General features: G+C 35.0%; 16 protein-coding genes. 14 read left to right on the top strand and 2 right to left on the bottom strand.

The window, feature by feature from the left end:
- The first annotated feature begins 11 nt into the window (after positions 1-11).
- The 4 genes from B3I52_RS12415 to B3I52_RS12430 all read left to right on the top strand — a co-directional run bounded on the left by B3I52_RS12415 (position 12) and on the right by B3I52_RS12430 (position 5,595).
- Positions 12-1,553: an N-acyl-D-amino-acid deacylase family protein gene (locus tag B3I52_RS12415; protein WP_293301706.1), complete on the top strand. Its 1,542-nt coding sequence runs from the start codon at positions 12-14 to the stop codon at positions 1,551-1,553.
- A 3-nt stretch (positions 1,554-1,556) separates the two neighbouring features.
- Entirely contained in the window at positions 1,557-3,110 is a 1,554-nt protein-coding gene (locus tag B3I52_RS12420; RefSeq protein ID WP_293301708.1) for a glutamate racemase, read from the top strand.
- Positions 3,111-3,112: 2 nt separating this feature from the next.
- The gene (locus B3I52_RS12425) at positions 3,113-4,693 is read left to right on the top strand and encodes an N-acyl-D-amino-acid deacylase family protein (protein ID WP_293301710.1); all 1,581 of its coding nucleotides are present in this window, start codon (positions 3,113-3,115) and stop codon (positions 4,691-4,693) included.
- A 137-nt stretch (positions 4,694-4,830) separates the two neighbouring features.
- Complete coding sequence (locus B3I52_RS12430) at positions 4,831-5,595, top strand: sulfite exporter TauE/SafE family protein (protein ID WP_293301711.1); 765 nt, start codon at positions 4,831-4,833, stop codon at positions 5,593-5,595.
- A gap of 74 nt (positions 5,596-5,669) precedes the next feature.
- On the opposite strand, the gene B3I52_RS12435 is transcribed toward B3I52_RS12430, so the two are convergent.
- A complete protein-coding gene (locus tag B3I52_RS12435) occupies positions 5,670-6,794 on the bottom strand; it encodes an AI-2E family transporter (RefSeq protein ID WP_293301712.1) in 1,125 nt (374 codons plus the stop codon).
- 197 nt (positions 6,795-6,991) lie between these two features.
- Between B3I52_RS12435 and mnmE the strand changes: the two genes are divergently transcribed.
- From mnmE to B3I52_RS12465, 6 genes are all read left to right on the top strand, one after another.
- Positions 6,992-8,350, top strand: a complete 1,359-nt coding sequence (gene mnmE, locus B3I52_RS12440) for a tRNA uridine-5-carboxymethylaminomethyl(34) synthesis GTPase MnmE (protein ID WP_293301713.1) — start codon at positions 6,992-6,994, stop codon at positions 8,348-8,350.
- A 290-nt stretch (positions 8,351-8,640) separates the two neighbouring features.
- Positions 8,641-9,750: a site-specific integrase gene (locus B3I52_RS12445; RefSeq protein WP_293301715.1), complete on the top strand. Its 1,110-nt coding sequence runs from the start codon at positions 8,641-8,643 to the stop codon at positions 9,748-9,750.
- A 44-nt stretch (positions 9,751-9,794) separates the two neighbouring features.
- Positions 9,795-10,814, top strand: a complete 1,020-nt coding sequence (locus B3I52_RS12450) for a hypothetical protein (protein ID WP_293301716.1) — start codon at positions 9,795-9,797, stop codon at positions 10,812-10,814.
- A gap of 113 nt (positions 10,815-10,927) precedes the next feature.
- Positions 10,928-11,218, top strand: coding sequence for a helix-turn-helix transcriptional regulator (locus tag B3I52_RS12455; protein ID WP_293301717.1), 291 nt, complete (start codon positions 10,928-10,930; stop codon positions 11,216-11,218).
- Positions 11,218-11,796, top strand: coding sequence for a hypothetical protein (locus B3I52_RS12460; RefSeq protein ID WP_293301719.1), 579 nt, complete (start codon positions 11,218-11,220; stop codon positions 11,794-11,796). Before B3I52_RS12455 ends, B3I52_RS12460 begins: the two co-directional genes overlap by 1 nt.
- A gap of 3 nt (positions 11,797-11,799) precedes the next feature.
- Complete coding sequence (locus B3I52_RS12465; RefSeq protein ID WP_293301721.1) at positions 11,800-12,774, top strand: phage/plasmid replication domain-containing protein; 975 nt, start codon at positions 11,800-11,802, stop codon at positions 12,772-12,774.
- Between the two features lie 262 nt (positions 12,775-13,036).
- On the opposite strand, the gene B3I52_RS12470 is transcribed toward B3I52_RS12465, so the two are convergent.
- The gene (locus B3I52_RS12470) at positions 13,037-13,333 is read right to left on the bottom strand and encodes a helix-turn-helix domain-containing protein (protein WP_293301723.1); all 297 of its coding nucleotides are present in this window, start codon (positions 13,331-13,333) and stop codon (positions 13,037-13,039) included.
- 30 nt (positions 13,334-13,363) lie between these two features.
- On the opposite strand from B3I52_RS12470, the gene B3I52_RS12475 reads away from it, so the two are divergent.
- The 4 genes from B3I52_RS12475 to B3I52_RS12490 all read left to right on the top strand — a co-directional run bounded on the left by B3I52_RS12475 (position 13,364) and on the right by B3I52_RS12490 (position 17,096).
- On the top strand, positions 13,364-13,843 hold the full coding sequence (locus tag B3I52_RS12475; RefSeq protein WP_293301725.1) for a hypothetical protein: 480 nt from the start codon (positions 13,364-13,366) through the stop codon (positions 13,841-13,843).
- A gap of 32 nt (positions 13,844-13,875) precedes the next feature.
- Entirely contained in the window at positions 13,876-14,274 is a 399-nt protein-coding gene (locus B3I52_RS12480; RefSeq protein WP_293301727.1) for a hypothetical protein, read from the top strand.
- Positions 14,275-14,771: 497 nt separating this feature from the next.
- Positions 14,772-16,226, top strand: a complete 1,455-nt coding sequence (locus tag B3I52_RS12485) for an AAA family ATPase (RefSeq protein WP_293301729.1) — start codon at positions 14,772-14,774, stop codon at positions 16,224-16,226.
- A gap of 3 nt (positions 16,227-16,229) precedes the next feature.
- Positions 16,230-17,096, top strand: a complete 867-nt coding sequence (locus tag B3I52_RS12490; RefSeq protein WP_293301731.1) for a hypothetical protein — start codon at positions 16,230-16,232, stop codon at positions 17,094-17,096.
- Positions 17,097-17,645: the final 549 nt, after the last annotated feature.

The raw sequence follows: 17,645 nt of genomic DNA on the forward strand, positions 1-17,645 counted from the left end.
AATTTCATAAAATGATTAAAAAAGGAATCTACCTTATCGCTGTTTTGTTGGTTGGATTAACTTCGGCAGTATTTGCCCAAAAGCAAAAAGTAGATATTTTAATTAAAAATGCTTGTGTTTTTATTGGAGATGGAAAAGACTCTGTTTTTACCAATGTAGGCATCACAGCTCAGCGGATTTCCTATATAGGCAAGGCAGTTGTACCAGCCAAAGAAGTTATTGATGGTACAGGAAAATATCTTGCACCCGGATTTATAGATCCGCACACTCATGCAGACCGATGGATTGAAGATAGAAACCGTCAGGAAATGTTAGCTTGGCTGTATCAAGGTGTAACTACGGTATTTGCCGGTAACGATGGTTTTGGGCCTTATCAAATTTCAGAGAAACAAAAACTATATGAAGAGATTGGTATGGGTACCAATTTTGCCTTTTTTGTAGGCTTTGGCCCGGTAAGAGATAATATATTGGGAAAAATGAATGTACAGCCAACATCAGCGCAATTAAACGAAATGAAACTGTTGGTAGAAAATGGAATGAAAGAGGGCGCTTTGGGTTTTAGTACGGGTTTAATTTATTTGCCTCAAATGTATAGTAAATCTAAAGAGATTAAAGAATTATACAACACGGCTGCAAAGTATGGCGCAGTTTACGATACGCACATGCGTAGCGAGGGCAATAAAATCTTAGAAAGTGTTGATGAAGTATTAAATATTGGCGCTAAAACTGGTCTTCCCCTGCATATTTCTCATTTAAAAATTACCGGAGAAAATAACTGGGGCGAAGCACAAAAAGTAGTAGATAAAATTAATGAAGCTAGGGCAAACGGTGTAAATTTAACCGCCAACCAATATCCATTCATCGCCTCTATGACGAGTTTTAAAGCTACTATAATGCCTGCTTGGGCACAAGAAGGAGGAAATGAACGTACACTAAAACGTTTAAATAATCCCGAAGATTTAGAAAGAATAAAAGCATCTTTAGCTAAAAGGAATGACGAAGGTTATCAAAGAATTGTGCTAATGTCTAACATTTCTCGTTTAAAAAAATATACGGGCAAATCCGTATATCAAATTGCACAAGAAACCAATCAGACTTGTGTTGATGCGGCTATTGAAATTTTAAAAACGGCTATTACTATTTCTTCAGTAAATTTTGGAATGAGTGAAGAAGATATTGTTACCTTTATGAAACAACCTTGGGTAATGACCGGTTCGGATGGCGGAGGACTGCATCCTCGAACATATTCGACTTTTACTAAAATTATAGAAGAATATGTACAGGAAAAGAAAGTATTATCTATGTCGTGGGCTATACACCGTGCAACGGGTTTAACCGCCACAACTTTTAATATCAAAGATCGTGGTTTTATTAAAGAGGGCTACTTTGCCGACCTGATCGTTTTTGATCCGAATAATGTGAAGGCACGCTCTACATTTGAAAAGCCAGAGCAATATGCTCAAGGTATGGATTACGTTTTTGTGAATGGCGAAAAAGCAATCGACAAAGGAAAAAGTACAGGGAAATTAGTAGGACAGTTTATCAAAAAATAAAAAATGAATACATCAGGTAAATTATTGTTAATAGCGTTCTCTTTAAGCGTTTTTGCTTGTAAACAAGGGAAAAAGGCAGAAGTAAATGACGCTAGCGCTGGAATTGGAGCAATAGAAAATGCTATCTTAGCACAAGATACAAGCTTCTATTATATCGACACCAAGAACTACTTTGCTAATGAAAAAGTAGAAGATTTGGCTATTGGCGTTTTTGATTCTGGTACAGGTGGCTTAACCGTATTGGATGCTTTGGTACAGTACGATAAAAATAACAACACCAATGCCCAAGTAGGCGAGGATGGCAATCCAGATTTTAATAAAGAAAATTTTATTTATTTGGCAGATCAGGCCAATATGCCTTATGGTAATTACTTTAAAGCCAATAAAACCGATTTGTTAAAAGAACATATCATTAAAGACACGCAATTTTTGTTGGGTCAAAAATACTACGCCAACAGTGCCGACAATAATTTTCAAACCAATAAACAAAAAATTAAAGCTATTGTAATTGCCTGCAACACGGCTACGGCTTACGGGCAAGAAGATGTAGATGCTTTTATGGCAAAAACAGGCTTAAATATTCCTGTTATTGGTGTTATTAACGCTGGCTCTAGAGGTACTTTGCAAAAAATTGCAAAAGATGAAAGCGGCGCTATTGGTGTTTTTGCTACGGTAGGTACGGTGGCTTCTAACGGTTACGGCAAAACGCTTTTAAAAATGGCTAAAGAGCAAGGCTATACAGGCGATATTCAGATTTTTAACCAGGGCGGACATGGCGTAGCCGAAGCTGTTGATGGCGAGCCAGATTTCATTAACCGTAAGTTGGCACAGCCTAGGGAAGATTATCGTGGACCATCTTTGACAAACAACGATTTTAAAATAGACAAAACCTTAATGGATGTTTATAATTTTAATTTCGATCATGGTAAGATGTTGTGTGATGGTAAAAGTGGTGATGATTGTAACGTACTTCAAATTAACGATACAGAGAATTACGTGAGGTATCACTTGGTTAGTTTAATGGAGCAAATTCGTAAAAGTGAAAAGCCACAACCTTTAAAGGCTTTAGTTTTAGGCTGTACACATTATCCGTACTTGGTAAAAGAAATTAATAAAGTTTTAACAGAGCTGTATAACTATAAAGGTAAAGACGGGAAATATATTTATAGAAATTTAATGATTGCGAAAGTAAACATCATTAATCCGGCAGAGTATGTAGCTAAAGAACTTTATGATGCGCTGAAAAAGAACAACCATTTTAACAACAATGGAGATATGCGTTCGAAAAGTGAGTTTTATATTTCGGTGCCAAACTTAGCGAACAGCAATGTAAAGGCAGATGCAGAAGGACGTTTCACTTACGATTATAAGTACGGTAGAAATGCGGGTGAAATACAGCAATATGTAAAAGTAGTGCCTTTTAATAAAACTAACATTTCGGTAGAAACGCTAGACAGGTTTAAATCGGCTATTCCAACTACTTTTGAGATGATCAAAAATTTTAACGGAACCAATAAGAAACTAGAAGAAACACCGAATAACGATCGCATAAACTAGTAATGAATATCACAAACAAACTAAAAATCACTTTATCCGCAGTAATTATGGTTGCTGCGGTAAATGAGATAAAAGCCCAAAAACCAGTTTACGATTATGTTATTAAAAAAGTAACCGTTTTTGATGGTAGTGGCAAAGATTCTGTGCTTGCCGATGTGGCTATTGCTGGCGATACCATTGCCTTTTTTGGAAACTTGAAACACAAATACAAAGCACACAAAACCGTCAAAGGAAAAGGTTTGTATTTATCTCCGGGGTTTATTGATCCACATACCCATTACTATACGCATTTAACCCATAAAGATTCTACCGAACGTATTTTGCCTAGAGCAGTAATGCAAGGTGTTACTACCGTTTTTGTGGGTAACGATGGCGATGGGCCACTGCCTATTAAATCGGCGCAAGCAAAGGTAAATCAATTAAAAATTGGACCTAATGTGGCGTTTTTAGTGGGCCATAATACCGTTAGAAGAAGTGTTTTAGGTGAAAATGACGTACAACCCACACCAGCGCAATTGAGCGAAATGGAAAAAGTAGTAGAAACAGCCATGACTGATGGTGCTTTTGGCATTTCGACAGGTTTGTTTTATACACCCGGTAATTATGCGAAAACCGAAGAGGTAATAATGTTAAGTAAAGCTGCTGCTAAATATGGCGGTATTTACGATACGCACCAACGAGACGAGGGGGCACAAGGCGTAGGTGTGGTTAAATCAACACAAGAAGTATTAAACATCGGTTATAAAGCCCATATTCCAGTTCATTTTTCGCACATCAAAATATCTGGGCCTTTGGCTTGGAGTAAAAGAGATAGTGTAATTTATTGGATAGAGAAAGCACAGCATGATGGCGTTAAAGTTACGGCAAACCAATATCCTTATATTGCTTCTCGTACCTCGTTAATAGCGGCAGTTGTACCTACTTGGGTAAGAGATGGTGGGGTAAAGGCCATGCGTAAGCGCTTCCAAGATGCCTCGCTAAAAGACAGTATCTTAAACGGTATTACAAAATTAATTGCAGCCCGAACTGGCGATGCCGATAAATTATTTATTTATGCCAAAAATAATCCAGAAATAAATACCAAGTCTTTAAAAACATTGGCCGATAATTGGAAAATTTCTCCGGAAGAAGCAGTAATGAAAATTACAGCAAAAGAATCGCCATCGGTACATTCGTTTTCTATGCGTGAAGAAGATGTAGAAACTTTCATGAAAAAACCTTGGGTAATGACCGGCTCGGATGGTGGAAACGATCATCCTCGTGGGCATGCCACCTTTTCGAGGTATATAGAAGAATATGCGATGAACAGAAAGCTGTTTTCGTTAAGCCATGCAATTTATAAGTCTAGTTATTTAACCGCTCAAACGTTTAACATTAAAAAAAGAGGTTTAATCAAACAAGGTTATTACGCAGATTTGATTTTGTTTAACCCTAAAAAATACAAGGCAAATAATTCTTACGATAATGGCGAAGTGTTATCAAGTGGGGTTAACTACCTATGGATAAATGGTAAACCAGCTATCGAAAAGGAAAATTTGGTTTATAGTTTAAGTGGTAAGGCCTTAAGTCTTAATCAACCCTAATATTTTAATAATTTACATTGCACAAAGTGATGTTTTAACATAGGCAATAAATATCGAATAACAACTAATGGCCATAGTTTCTGCTATGGCCATTAGTTGTATTAATTGATATATTTACGGCCTCTAAACTTAAATAATTGACTGCTGAACTCGTTTTACTGTGCCTTGTTGCCTTTGGTGCTGGCTTTATTGATGCCATTGTAGGTGGCGGTGGTTTATTGCAAACTCCGGCCACTTTGTTAATTCTGCCGCAATATCCGGTAGCTACTTTACTGGGAACGGTAAAAATACCCTCGCTGGCAGGTACGGCAGTTGCGGCAGTAAAGTATGCCAAGCAGGTAAAGTTTAATATCACAGTGTTGGTAGGCTGTACTTTAGCGGCTTTTATAGCGTCGCTTTCTGGTGCTTATTTGGTAACTACTATTAATAACGAGCATATTAAACCCATTATTTTGGTGGTTTTAATAGTTGTGGCGCTATATACTTACTTTAACAAACAGTTTGGTGTACAACAAGAGAGAAATCATACGGTTAAAAAACAACTTTTACTGGCTTGTCTTTTTGGCTTAATTATAGGTTTTTACGATGGCTTGATAGGTCCGGGTACAGGTTCTTTCCTTATTTTAGCTTTTGTTGGTGCTTTAGGTTTCGATTTTATTGGGGCTAGTGCACACGCAAAAATTGTAAATGTGGGAACTAATTTAGCTGCGCTGGTTTACTTCAGTTCTACTGGTCATGTGCTTTTTCAGTACGCTATTCCAATGGCAATTTTCAACGTATTAGGTTCGTTTTTAGGTGCTAAGTTAGCACTGCTTAAAGGAAATAAATTTATTCGTATCTTTTTCTTAGTTGTTGTTTTCGGTACTATTTTAAGGTTTGCCTACGATGTGTTTCTGAAATAGAAGTACGGATAATTTGGAGCAAGAAATTAGCGATAATGAACTGGTTTAAAATTCATCATTTTCAATTTAATACATTATTTCTTAGCTATTGTTCCCGATTTGGTTTTTACAGGGCCTTTTTTCCGATAAATGGCAAAGCTCATGGGGCTTTTAGCGGGCCGTTCATCGCCAAATAGTATGCCCCAATGTTTAAAGGCTTCGCTCCTGTCGAATATTACTTTGAGTACGGCAATGAGGGGCATTGAAATAAACATGCCCGAAATGCCTGCAATAGTACCGCCAATTACTACGCCCAATATAGAGACCAACGCATTGATCTTCACTTTCGAACCTACAATACGGGGCATCAGAATGTTGTTGTCGAAAAATTGAACAACGGCAATTACCAATAAAACGGTAATTACGGGGCTTAGTTCGGTAGAGGAGGAGAGGGTAATGAGCACGCCTAAGATATTGCCTATTAAAGCCCCTACATAGGGAATAAGGTTTAAAATGGCAAAGATTACTCCAATAAGCAACGCATGTTTAATGCCAAACAGCATTAATATCCCTCCCAAAAAAACGGTCATGTAAGTAATCTGTATCAATAGGCCTACCAAGTAGTTTTTAATGATCGACTCGCTTTCGTAAACGGCTTCCTTCACTTTTGCATGGTCTTCTACTTTAAACCACATAAAGGCAAAACGGAGCAAGATATCTTTGTAGAATAAAATTAGGTAAACATATATAGGGATAAGCCCTAAAAAAACGAAGACACCGCTAAGTGTTAAAGCGGCACCACTGGCGGCTTTCCCAGCCATGTTCAGTAGGTCGTCACTTTTCTCGGTGATGAATTGCTTTTGCTTGGCGATGGAGAAATCTGTAAAGCCGCTGATCCATTGTTGTAGCGACTGGAGGTGTTTGGCTACGTTTTCTTTGATTTGAGGGAAATCGTTTACCAAAATCCCAATTTGGGCAGAAAAAAACCATATAATGCCGGCAATAAAGATGAAAACCATCAATATTGGAAGGATAATGGCCAGGGCTTCGGGAAATTTATACTTCCTTAAAAAACGGTACACCGGTAACAATAAGATACTGATGAAGAATGCCATGATTACTGGCATAATAATATCGCTGGCAATGGCGAAAATGGCAATACATAGCGACAGACCTAATAATTCGATGGAACGTTTTACCGTTAATGGCATTTCTTTCATAAAAAGATGGTGTAAATTTTAATTTTTAACACTAAAGTAGGTAAATTGTTTGTTAGTTGGTTAGTTGGTTGGTTAGTTGTTGCTTGGTCGATAGTCAATGGACGATGCTACACTGCCAACTGCCAATTGTGAACTGAAAACTGTCAATTGAAAACCGTAAACTGTGAACTGCCAATTGAAAACTGTACTTTTGCAGCATGTTAAACAACGATACCATAATTGCGTTATCTACACCTCCGGGCAGTGGTGCCATTGGTGTAATCCGTCTTTCTGGCGCAAATGCCATAACACTCACTAATCAAGTGTTTAAAGGTAAGGATCTAGAAAAGCAAGCTACTCATACCTTACATTTCGGTCTTATTAAAGATGCCGATGTGGTGGTAGATGAGGTGGTGGTATCTTTATACATTGGGCCAAAATCGTACACCAAAGAAAACGTGGTAGAAATTTCGTGCCATGGCTCTAACTATATTATCCAACAGATTATCAATTTATTGATTAGCAAAGGGGCTAGGGCCGCAAAGCCAGGGGAATTTACCCTACGTGCTTTTTTAAACGGTACTTTAGACTTAAGTCAGGCAGAAGCTGTAGCGGATTTAATTGCTTCGGATAGCAAGGCATCGCATGAAGTGGCCATGCAGCAAATGCGTGGTGGCTTTTCTAACGAGCTGAAAGGTTTGCGTGAGCAGCTGATCCATTTTGCGAGTATGATAGAACTGGAACTGGATTTTGCCGAAGAGGATGTGGAATTTGCCAATCGTGAGCAGTTGAGGGATTTAATACAGCGCATACAAAAAGTCTTACAACGCTTAATTCATTCGTTTGAGGTTGGCAATGTGCTTAAAAATGGGGTTCCAGTGGTTATTGCAGGAAAGCCTAATGTGGGTAAATCTACCTTGTTAAATGCCTTGTTAAACGAGGAGCGTGCCATTGTGAGCGATATTGCCGGCACTACCCGTGATACGATTGAGGACGAGATTACCATTAACGGGGTGGTGTTTAGGTTTATAGATACGGCCGGTATCCGCGAAACTGCCGATGTAATTGAAGCCAAGGGGGTAGCACGTAGCTTGGAAAAAATGAAGCAGGCCAAGCTAATTATCTATATGGTTGATGCACAAGAGGAGCAGGCCACCGTGCTTACGCAATTGCAAGATTTAGCAAAGCAACCAACGCCGTATCTGTTTATTGCGAACAAGGCCGAGCTTTTAAATACTAATCAAAAAGCTTTTTATGCCGAAAATGGTGCCTTGCTCATTTCGGCCAAAGCAAAAGTAGGGATGGACGTGCTGGAGAAGGCTTTATTGGATAAGGTTAACCTCAGCCATATTAACACGAGCGAAACATTGGTAACCAATATACGCCATGTAGAGGCGCTTAAACAAACGCAAAACTCCTTAAATAATGTGCTGCAAAATATTGGTAACCCCATCACTTCCGACTTTTTAGCCATGGACATTAAACAGGCGCTTCATTATTTGGGTGAGATTACTGGCACAGTGACTACTGATGATCTTTTAGAAAACATCTTCACGAAGTTTTGTATCGGTAAATAGTTGGTAATCAGATAGTTGTATTTGTTTTCATATATTAGGACAAATAAATTTGCTCCTATTTATGGTTTCATTTCACTACAAATCTTCGATTAAATTTTCCTACAATTTTCGGAGTCAATTTTTTCAGTATGAAAATTGTAGGAAACGTATTTTCGGTGGTTTTTTCATATAGTGTCTTTTGGCTTCTTTTAAAATAAAATAAAATAGTTGCTGACAAAGGTTTTACCCCACAGATTAATTTATAATTTTTAGTGGTTTTAATTTTGTAATGAATTAATAATCAGTAAAAAATGGGAGTAAAAATTAAGAAGAATAAACTGAAGAACAATCGTAGCAGTTTATCGTTAGACATCTATCATCAAGGTGTTTCGAGGTATGAAAATCTAAAAATGTTCACTTATGACAATCCGAAATCGCACCTTGAAAAAGAGCACAACAAAAGTACGTTAGCGCTAGCAGAAACAATCAAAGCAAAACGAATTTTGGAAATGCAAGAAAGTCATTTCAATATTCATACAGGCTTTAGAGGGCAGGCAAGCTTTCTTGAATATTTCAGTAAGCAAGCAAAGGAGCGTAAAAGAAACGCAAACAGCTATGGTAACTGGGTCAGTGCAGAAAAGCATTTACTAGCTTTCGCTAATGGAAAAAATATTAGGTTCTGCGATTGTGATGAAAACTTTATTGAGGGGTTCAAAAAGTATCTACAAACAGCAAAGGTGACTAAAAGTAAAACTTGTTTATCTACAAATTCAGCTGTATCATATCTTAACAAGGTAAAAGCTGCGTTAACTCAGGCTTTCAATGATAGAATAATACTCGATAACCCTGGTAAGAGGGTTAAAGGTATTAAAGCAGAGGAAAACGCTAGAGAGTTTTTATTAGAGGAAGAGATTAAAAAACTTGCAAAAACAGCTTGTTCATATCCAATGTTAAAAGATGCTTTCCTTTTTAGTTGTTTGACAGGTATCAGATGGTCTGATATAAATAAATTAGTTTGGAAGGAGGTTGTTTATTCGGAGGTGGAGCAACGCTGGAAAATACATTTTAGACAGAAAAAGACTAAAGGGTTACAGTATCATCCAATTTCACCAGAAGCGTATAAGTTATTAGGCGAAAGACAAGAAGACGAAGAGCGAGTTTTTAAGGGATTGAAATATAGTGCTTGGAATAACCACCTTTTACAAGAGTGGGTTTGGAAGGACGCAAATATCAAAAAGAAAATTACGTTTCATTGCGCAAGACATTCTTATGCAACATTATTGCTCACTTCTGGTGGAGATATTTATACAGTATCAAGTCTGTTGGGACATCAAGATTTAAAAACTACAGAGATTTACGGCAAGATTATAAGCACGCAGAAGAATAAGGTTGTAGATTTGTTGCCAATAATAGGCATTTAATTATGAGCGTGTTTATTGATAATATAGAGAAAAGCTTCGTTAAGATGGATAGGGTTTACATAGACTCTATCCATATAATTAAAAATGCAAAAGCATTTGCTTATCAAGATGAGAGTAAAAAGTTCTTCGAGGCAATTAGTTTCGAGTTTGTAGCTCTTGTTGAACTTTTTTCTAGAAAGAAAAAGGATGATGAGTTTTACAACGAAATAAGAGCAAATGACTCAAATTTAGGTTTTTTAACACAATTAGACAATGTTATGAGTAGACAGTATAATTTTATGTCTACAAATCTCCAAAATGCAATGTCAAATTTTTTCTACGATAGAGAGGAGTTTGATGCTCAAATAAAGGTACTAGTAACAACTTTTGATAGTGTTGTAACTAATGCAAACATCGACAAGTTATTAACTCGAGATAGAATAGAAATAGATGAAATCTACAATATGTCAGAAGGTAATGATGATTATCCGCAAATACCTTACTATCTACTTCAAGAACAAATTTCAGTACACGATAGGTTAATGTACGAAGAATTTGGAACATTACCAGAACGTGCCAAGTCGAATGAAAAATTAGGGCATAGGAATTTTATTTCTGCAATTGGGGCGAGTTACGTATGGATATTCAATAATCTTGAAAAAAGAATAAAGCTCTACATTCCAAATTATGAAATTAAACTAGATGAACGGTTAGATAAAAATGATAATCAAATAGTATTGAAGGCATATTTGAATAATGATAATTTCAAAGAAGCTCTGTATAATTTTCTAAAAGCTAAATATATTGATTGTGAATACGAGCACTTCTACCAGCTATTTATTAATTGTAATAGTAAACTTTCTTGGAAAGGTACTCTACATGATTTGACATTAATTTTTAAGGGGACAAAATCTCACTCTTTTACCGACCCGAATTACGTGATCCTCGAAGCTCTTACGAGGTGTTTTACAAGTAATGGTAAAGAGTTAAACTACAATTCTCTTAAAACTTCACATTCTCGTTGTTTGAAAGAGAGTGTTAAGACAAAGTATGATAAAATATTAACTTTTCTAAAGAATTATTAAAGTTAACAAACGAGTTAACAAGCGTAAACATTTGCACTCCTAAGCGGATGTAACTTGCACTCAAATCAAGGAATAAAATTACCTAAAATTTGAGAAAGGAAAGTTTACAGCAAATGAACAATAATCAATTACAAACGTTGGAGCGCATTGAAAGCTTGCTGCTCAACAACAAAAAGATTTTCAACATAGAAGATCTATGTGCATACACAGGGTTATCAAAGTCGTGGGTATACAAAAAAACTGCATCAGGCTTAATTCCACATTACAAACCATCGAACAAAATTTTGATCTTCAAAAAAGATGAAATTGATGAGTGGCTTTTAAAGAACCCAGTTCGTCTAATGGACGACATCGAGCAAGAAGCAATCAATTACGTTACTGGTAAAACTTGGAGGGGAGCGTAATGTTTGAAATCGATTGTTTCTACAAGTGTGAGCTATTTCCGAAGACAGGGGATAGCTACTACATTATTCCAATCGAAAAGGTTGGCAATCACGAAGTATTTAATGAAATTTTTGAAGGGTATTCAGTTGAGGTTCGAAAAGTAACAGCTTCGTCTATTAACAATGGGGTGCAATATATTATATCTAAAAATAGCTATAACAATATCTTGCCTCTATGTAAGTTGCAGGAAACTAATGAAGCTGGAGAGATGAATATTGCTAACTACTTTGATGGTACGTTGAGTAATGTTGTTTGTAAATTGGGTTATGGGAAATTTTTGCAGGGAGTGGATGACTTGATTTTATTCAAAATTTCGAGTGACTTTATTTTAGAAGTCTATATTTTGAAAGAAAAATTATTGCTTAAAGACGAGGTGTTCTGTGATTTTGTAGATGGTAAATTACTTGATGAAGAACATAGGTTTAGTTGGTTTTGGTTAAGGGAAGTTTCTGGTGACAGACGTATCGCAAGGGAAAATTGTAGGGAAGGTAATGTCGATGCTTATAATATTAACCTTAACCTTTTAACGGATTATTAAAAAATGATGGACACCTTAAATTTGTTTCTGGCATTCGACTTTGTTAGATACAAGGAAAAGTTTCAGCATATTATCAGGCTTTTTAATCAGGAACCCACTATAAGTGTAAACAAAATCAACAAAGAAGAATATTATAGAGGAAACATCAAAAACCTGTTAATCTTAATCAACCATAATTCATTAACAGTGATTGGAAGCATTTGTAAATTCTATTATGGCACTAATCAGAAGACGTTGACATATACAGATCTGTTAGATGCGATACTAAAGTTGGAAGAATTGTTAGATGTTGAGTTAGACAATGCTACAGTTACAAGAATAGATTTAGCTGAAAATCTTTTGATGGAGAATAAACCAGAAAGTTATTATTCCTTGTTGATAAAAGGTGGCTTTCTAAAAAGAAGAGAGGACGATAATGGTCTTTACTATCGAAGTGGAAATAGGGCTATCTGTATATACGATAAGTTAGTTCAAGAGAAGCAAAGTAAAAATACAATTGAAGTTGAGTTAGAGGGTGAAAACGTTTTGCGATATGAATTTAGGATGAAAAACAATCGAGAAATCTCGAAAAGGTTAGGGGTAACTAATGCGAGGTTAATCGACGTGATTAATAACTATGGATTGTTAGTTTGGTATTGGTGCAAAAGTTTCGATTTGATACCTAAAGACATAGAGATTGAAATGCCATCTAAAACAACTTTTTCGACAGTTACAGAGTTCAAAAATTATCTGGCAGGTCATGGATTAAAGTATCTAGGTGGATATGGGCGAGTAATCAACATGATACATGAGGCAAAAAGTAGAGGTGTTTTTAACTATCCCGCACAATCTTCGAATCTAAAGACAATGGTAAAAGAGCTCGTTAGTAAATTAAGTGGAAATAATGCTCCCGAAATGCTTGTTGAATTGGAAAATAGGTTAAAAGAGTCAATGGCAGGTGCGATAATGGATTATTGGCAAATAAGTGGCGAGGTGTAGTACTTCGCCTTTTTTATTTAACCCTATTTTCCTCGTGTTTAACACATTAAAATTTAATGTAAGGGTATGTGTGGTTGTATGGATTGAAATTTCAGTTTAAATCGTTTGGTTCAGTCGTTGTTAAAAAGAGAAAAAACTTCGGTTTTTACATCAAAATCGAACAGCTTTCATACTTTTTTAGTGTAACTTATTGAAAATCAAAAAGTGTTTACTTTTTAAGATAAAAAGTAACCTGCAAAAACTGCGAAAAAACACGCTCTTTCTAAAAAGGATTGTCGGGCATTAAGTCTTTAACAGAACAACCGAAAACTTTAGCGGCTTGGTTAATATGATTAAGATTGTATTTTGCTCTTCTTTTGGGATTTTCTACTTGACCTATGAAACCGTAGGACAAATTCATTTCTAAGGCAAATTTTGATTGAGAGAGTTTTGCATCTAATCTCTTCTCCTTAATTCGAGCTATAACGTAAAGTTCAATTTCAGAAGGGTTTGCCTTATTAATCATGATAAGACGAATAACGGCATCATAAAATTTTAAAACACGTGTACAGGTACTCATAATTATTTTATATTTTTATCGAAAAAAAGTATGAATAAAACGTTTATCTCTCTTTCTGCTATCATTTTCTTGTTCGGATGTGCAGATGTTAATAGAAATACAGAGTTGGTGAAGCGTGTAACGAATGATGTTGATACCGCTTCACATGGATTGTTAGATTTTAGCGAATTCTCAAAAGTTGATGGGAAGGAAATCAACAATGGTAACTTAGTATATGAACTTCAATTTAAAGGCTTCATAGGAGCAAAAAGAGACTGCTGTTGGAAAGTTGTACCGTCTAAAGGAGCACTGGCATCTTACATTTCTAGAGGCTTAACAGAACCTTCTGATCGTTTGTACTTCGGTGTTTCAGAATGCACCGATACTACTTCACAAAATTACACTAAAGAGGGTTGGGGGTATAGGGTTATAGGAAAAGCATATTTTGAAAAACGAGATAGTGGATGGCAACTTCTTGACTATATCATGATTGATTCTGCTAGAGCAGAACGACTCCACTTACAGAATTAGAACATTTATAACTAAAATTAAAAATAGATTGTATGATAGTAGTTTACATTGCATTGTTTATGGTTGTTATTGCGCTAATAATAGCAGCAAGTAAAAAAGGTTCGTCGACTGATGATAAACCATCTAACGCTAAATCTTTTGAAACCAATTTAGAGCTAGATAAAGCTTTGAAGGTGATTATTCAGTTTGCTCAAAGTAGTGGGTATAAAGTAGACGATTTTGATGCTGAAAAATCGATTGTTGTTTTAAGTGATGGAACTTCACTTACAAGTTATGGAAATATATATCCCATATTCTTGTCGAAGAAAGATGAAAGCACAACTCTTATAGAGGTTGGGATAAAAAGTAAGTTTGCTTCAACTGTTAGTACTGGCTCTCTTCATGACAAATGTTTTAACGGAATTAGGACAGCTATTTTTGCAGCATCTTAAAGTGGCAAACTAAAACTTTTTATTTTTTAACTAATTGAGGTTGTCATCAAAGACTTCGTTATAAACCTAGTTTTTTAATGTAGTAGGTATTATATCAAACACGCTTTATTCAATGTGTTAAATCGAAGTAATTAAAGTCAGATGATAAGTTTTTAATTACTTCTAGGGGCAACCATTCCTTTTTTTATTTTTAATCAAATAGTAGCTTTTTTTGTGAATAAAAATATCAAACTGTACTATACGAAACTTTACAACCGATTGAGTAGATAAAAGAACAACTTATAGATAAAGTGTTTGAACTAGCTAATAGTAGAGTTTAAGAGCTCGTCTGATACAATAGAAGAAGGAGGGCATTTCTATTTCAACAGAGAGATTTTTGAGGACTTGAATGATGAAAGTATCAAATATTTTATCTCGATAATAAACTCTATCGAAATAAAACTATATTAGACCGATAATTATCTGGGTAATAAATTCATAATCGAAATTAATATCTTATGTTTTCAATAACATTGTCCAATTTTAGAAGTTTTAAAGATCAAACATTTGATTTTGATAAGTTTAACGTGCTTATTGGGGAAAATAGCTCTGGAAAAAGTAGTTTGTTCAAATTTCTATTGGCGATTAAGCAAAGCCTCCAAGCTCCCTCTAATAGGGAAATCAATTTTTCTTTTAGTGGAGAATATGTAGATCTGGGTACATATAGAGATGCTATTTATTATCAGCAAGACGAATTACCATTAGGATTTAAATTTACATTTGGTAAACCATATTTTGACCATTACTGTGAATTTATGATGGGAGAAAATCGAACAAAAAAACAGGTGTTAGATTATGTTGGACTGTTTTTACATGAAGAACTTCCAGATTCTGACACGCAAATTAGCTTTGAATTAACTAAAGACTTAAATATACATAGATCAATTAGAACAAAAATTAGGAATGGAGTTCTTGGAGAGCTAATTATCGAGTATGTTAAGGAAGACCATAAAGCTAGTCAAAGTAGCATATTTGAACCAAAATGTAATCTAAAATATCTTGACTTTGAGGATCAAGTTGTTTATGAATTACATAATGTAAGGTTTACAAAAGATGCTTTCCTGACAATTACAGATGCAGGTGATGTCCGAACATCTTGTGAGAAAATATATGGTTTTACAGAACAGTCAAGCGAGCATAGCGAGGAAAAAAGACGGGAATTATTCTGGAAATCAAGAAGACTATTCAATAGAATAGCATTTTTACTCGTAGTACAAAACTACGTAAGGATGACATTTGATAATCTTGAATATATAAATCCAATAAACACTCATCCATCAAGATTTCATATTACTAGAGATCAGCGGAAATTTTCAACTATTAATGATTTGGATGACGTTTTAGCTTTCTTTAGTAGTCCTGATGAAAATAAGCTTGCGATCCTTAAAGATTTCATTAAAATACTTAAAAAATTAGGCGTTGTAGAAGATTTGGAGATTATAGAGGATAAACGCCTGCCCGTAACTGAATTAAGGGTAAAGGTTAAAGACCTTTACAGCAATATAAGTGACGTAGGTTATGGTGTTTCTTTGCAATTGCCAATAATACTTAAAGCTTTATTAGCAGATAGAATGTCGGGTGGCATGACAAAATACATTTTAATAGAGCAACCAGAAGTTCATCTTCATCCCAAGCTGCATTCTGCTTTAGTAGATGCGCTTATGTCTTTGTCTAAAAATACAGTTTATTTTGTTGAAACTCATAGCGAACACGTCGTTAGAAAACTACAGGTTTTGGTAAAAGAAAAAGCTTATAGGTTGAACCCTGAAAATGTAACAGTTCACTACCTGACGAGGAAGAATCGACAATCTAATGTTTCTTGTCATCATATATTAGAAACTGGAATGATGATTGAAGCTTTACCAAGTGGTTTTTATGATAATTCGTTTCTTTTAACAAAGCAGTTGTTATAATTGATGTATCTACTATTAACACCCTCAATACTTGAAGATTACTTCAATTGTCTGTCTAAGTCCCCTAAGTGTGAATATGATGGCGATGTTATTGCTTTATTAAGTAATCCTTTAAACAAATTCGTAATGTCTAAGGGTTTTATAGAACTACTTGAAGCAAAACTTGCAAACCATGCTCTTTGGCCATTCATCAGTGCCTTTATTACGAATTTAGTTAATACTCAGGTGTTTGTTGTGAAACATGAGGATTGTAGTAATGAAAATGAAATATTGGATTTGATAGATCGTAGTTTTTCGGAAACAAAAGAAGCAAAAGGTGTTACGTATTTTGTCTTTTCAAAAACCGATTCGAAAAAAGTAAACAATATAAATTTGTTGAGTCTTAACAAAGCAAATCGAAACTGGGTTTTATTTAAAACCTGTTGCCATCATCCGAACCCTTTAGTTTTAAGATATAGTGACTTCAAACAAGATCATGAAATTGAAAAAGTAATTTGTGGTTTTCTAAATGCAGCGCAAGGTGATGATGCTTATTATATCTTAGATAGACAAACCAATTTTAATCACAAATTATTCGATTCTTTCAAACAGACGGCACTTACACATTACTACACTTCTAGTAGAACTGTCAATGGAGCGAAGCAAGATTTCAAAAAAACTTTTAAACGTCTAAAAGTTTTTTCAGGCAAACACGAAGATATTCATGAACGAAAGCTACTGAAAAGGGACTTTATTATAGAAATTGATGAAGATTTTTGGAATATTGGTATAGCAAGGAATACTTGGAAAATGGATTTAACCTATTGCTCTAAAACATCTAAGTTGCTAAGGAATAAAGTGTCAAAGTTTAAGAGAGTAGACTTTAATTAACCTTTAAGTTATTTTTTATCTACTTCAATATCTACCTCAAATGAGGTATCTAGAGACTCGTTATACTTATAGGATATTCCTTTAGGATTATTATCTATTTCTGATTCACAGATTAAATCTAATTGATCTAATGATATACAAAATTGAAAAGAGCTATTCATATTGTTCATAGTTAATGAATTGATATTGCACGCTGTAAATATAATTTATCTACTTTTAAAATAAAATTTAATTATTGTAAAAAAATGCTAGTAGAAGTTATCTTGTTGATGTAAAACACTTAAATAATATGAAAGTTTGAACTCCGTTAAAAATAGAGTGAGTTTTTATTTGTTTATCTATGTTTTCCTTGCTTTTCGTAAGTTTTTCAGACTTTCTAATGTAACTCATTGATAATCATAGGTAGGTTACTTATTGTATCGGGAAATAGGTGTTCGTCTTTCGTTAATCGTTCTTCGTTTTTCGTTTGGATATTGGTTATTGGTTATTGGTTGGTTGGTTGGTTGGTTGGTTGGTTGGTTGTTCTTCGTTTGTTTATTGGTATTTGAT

The sequence above is a fragment of the Pedobacter sp. UBA4863 genome, from assembly GCF_002399615.1.
GTDB lineage: Bacteria > Bacteroidota > Bacteroidia > Sphingobacteriales > Sphingobacteriaceae > Pedobacter.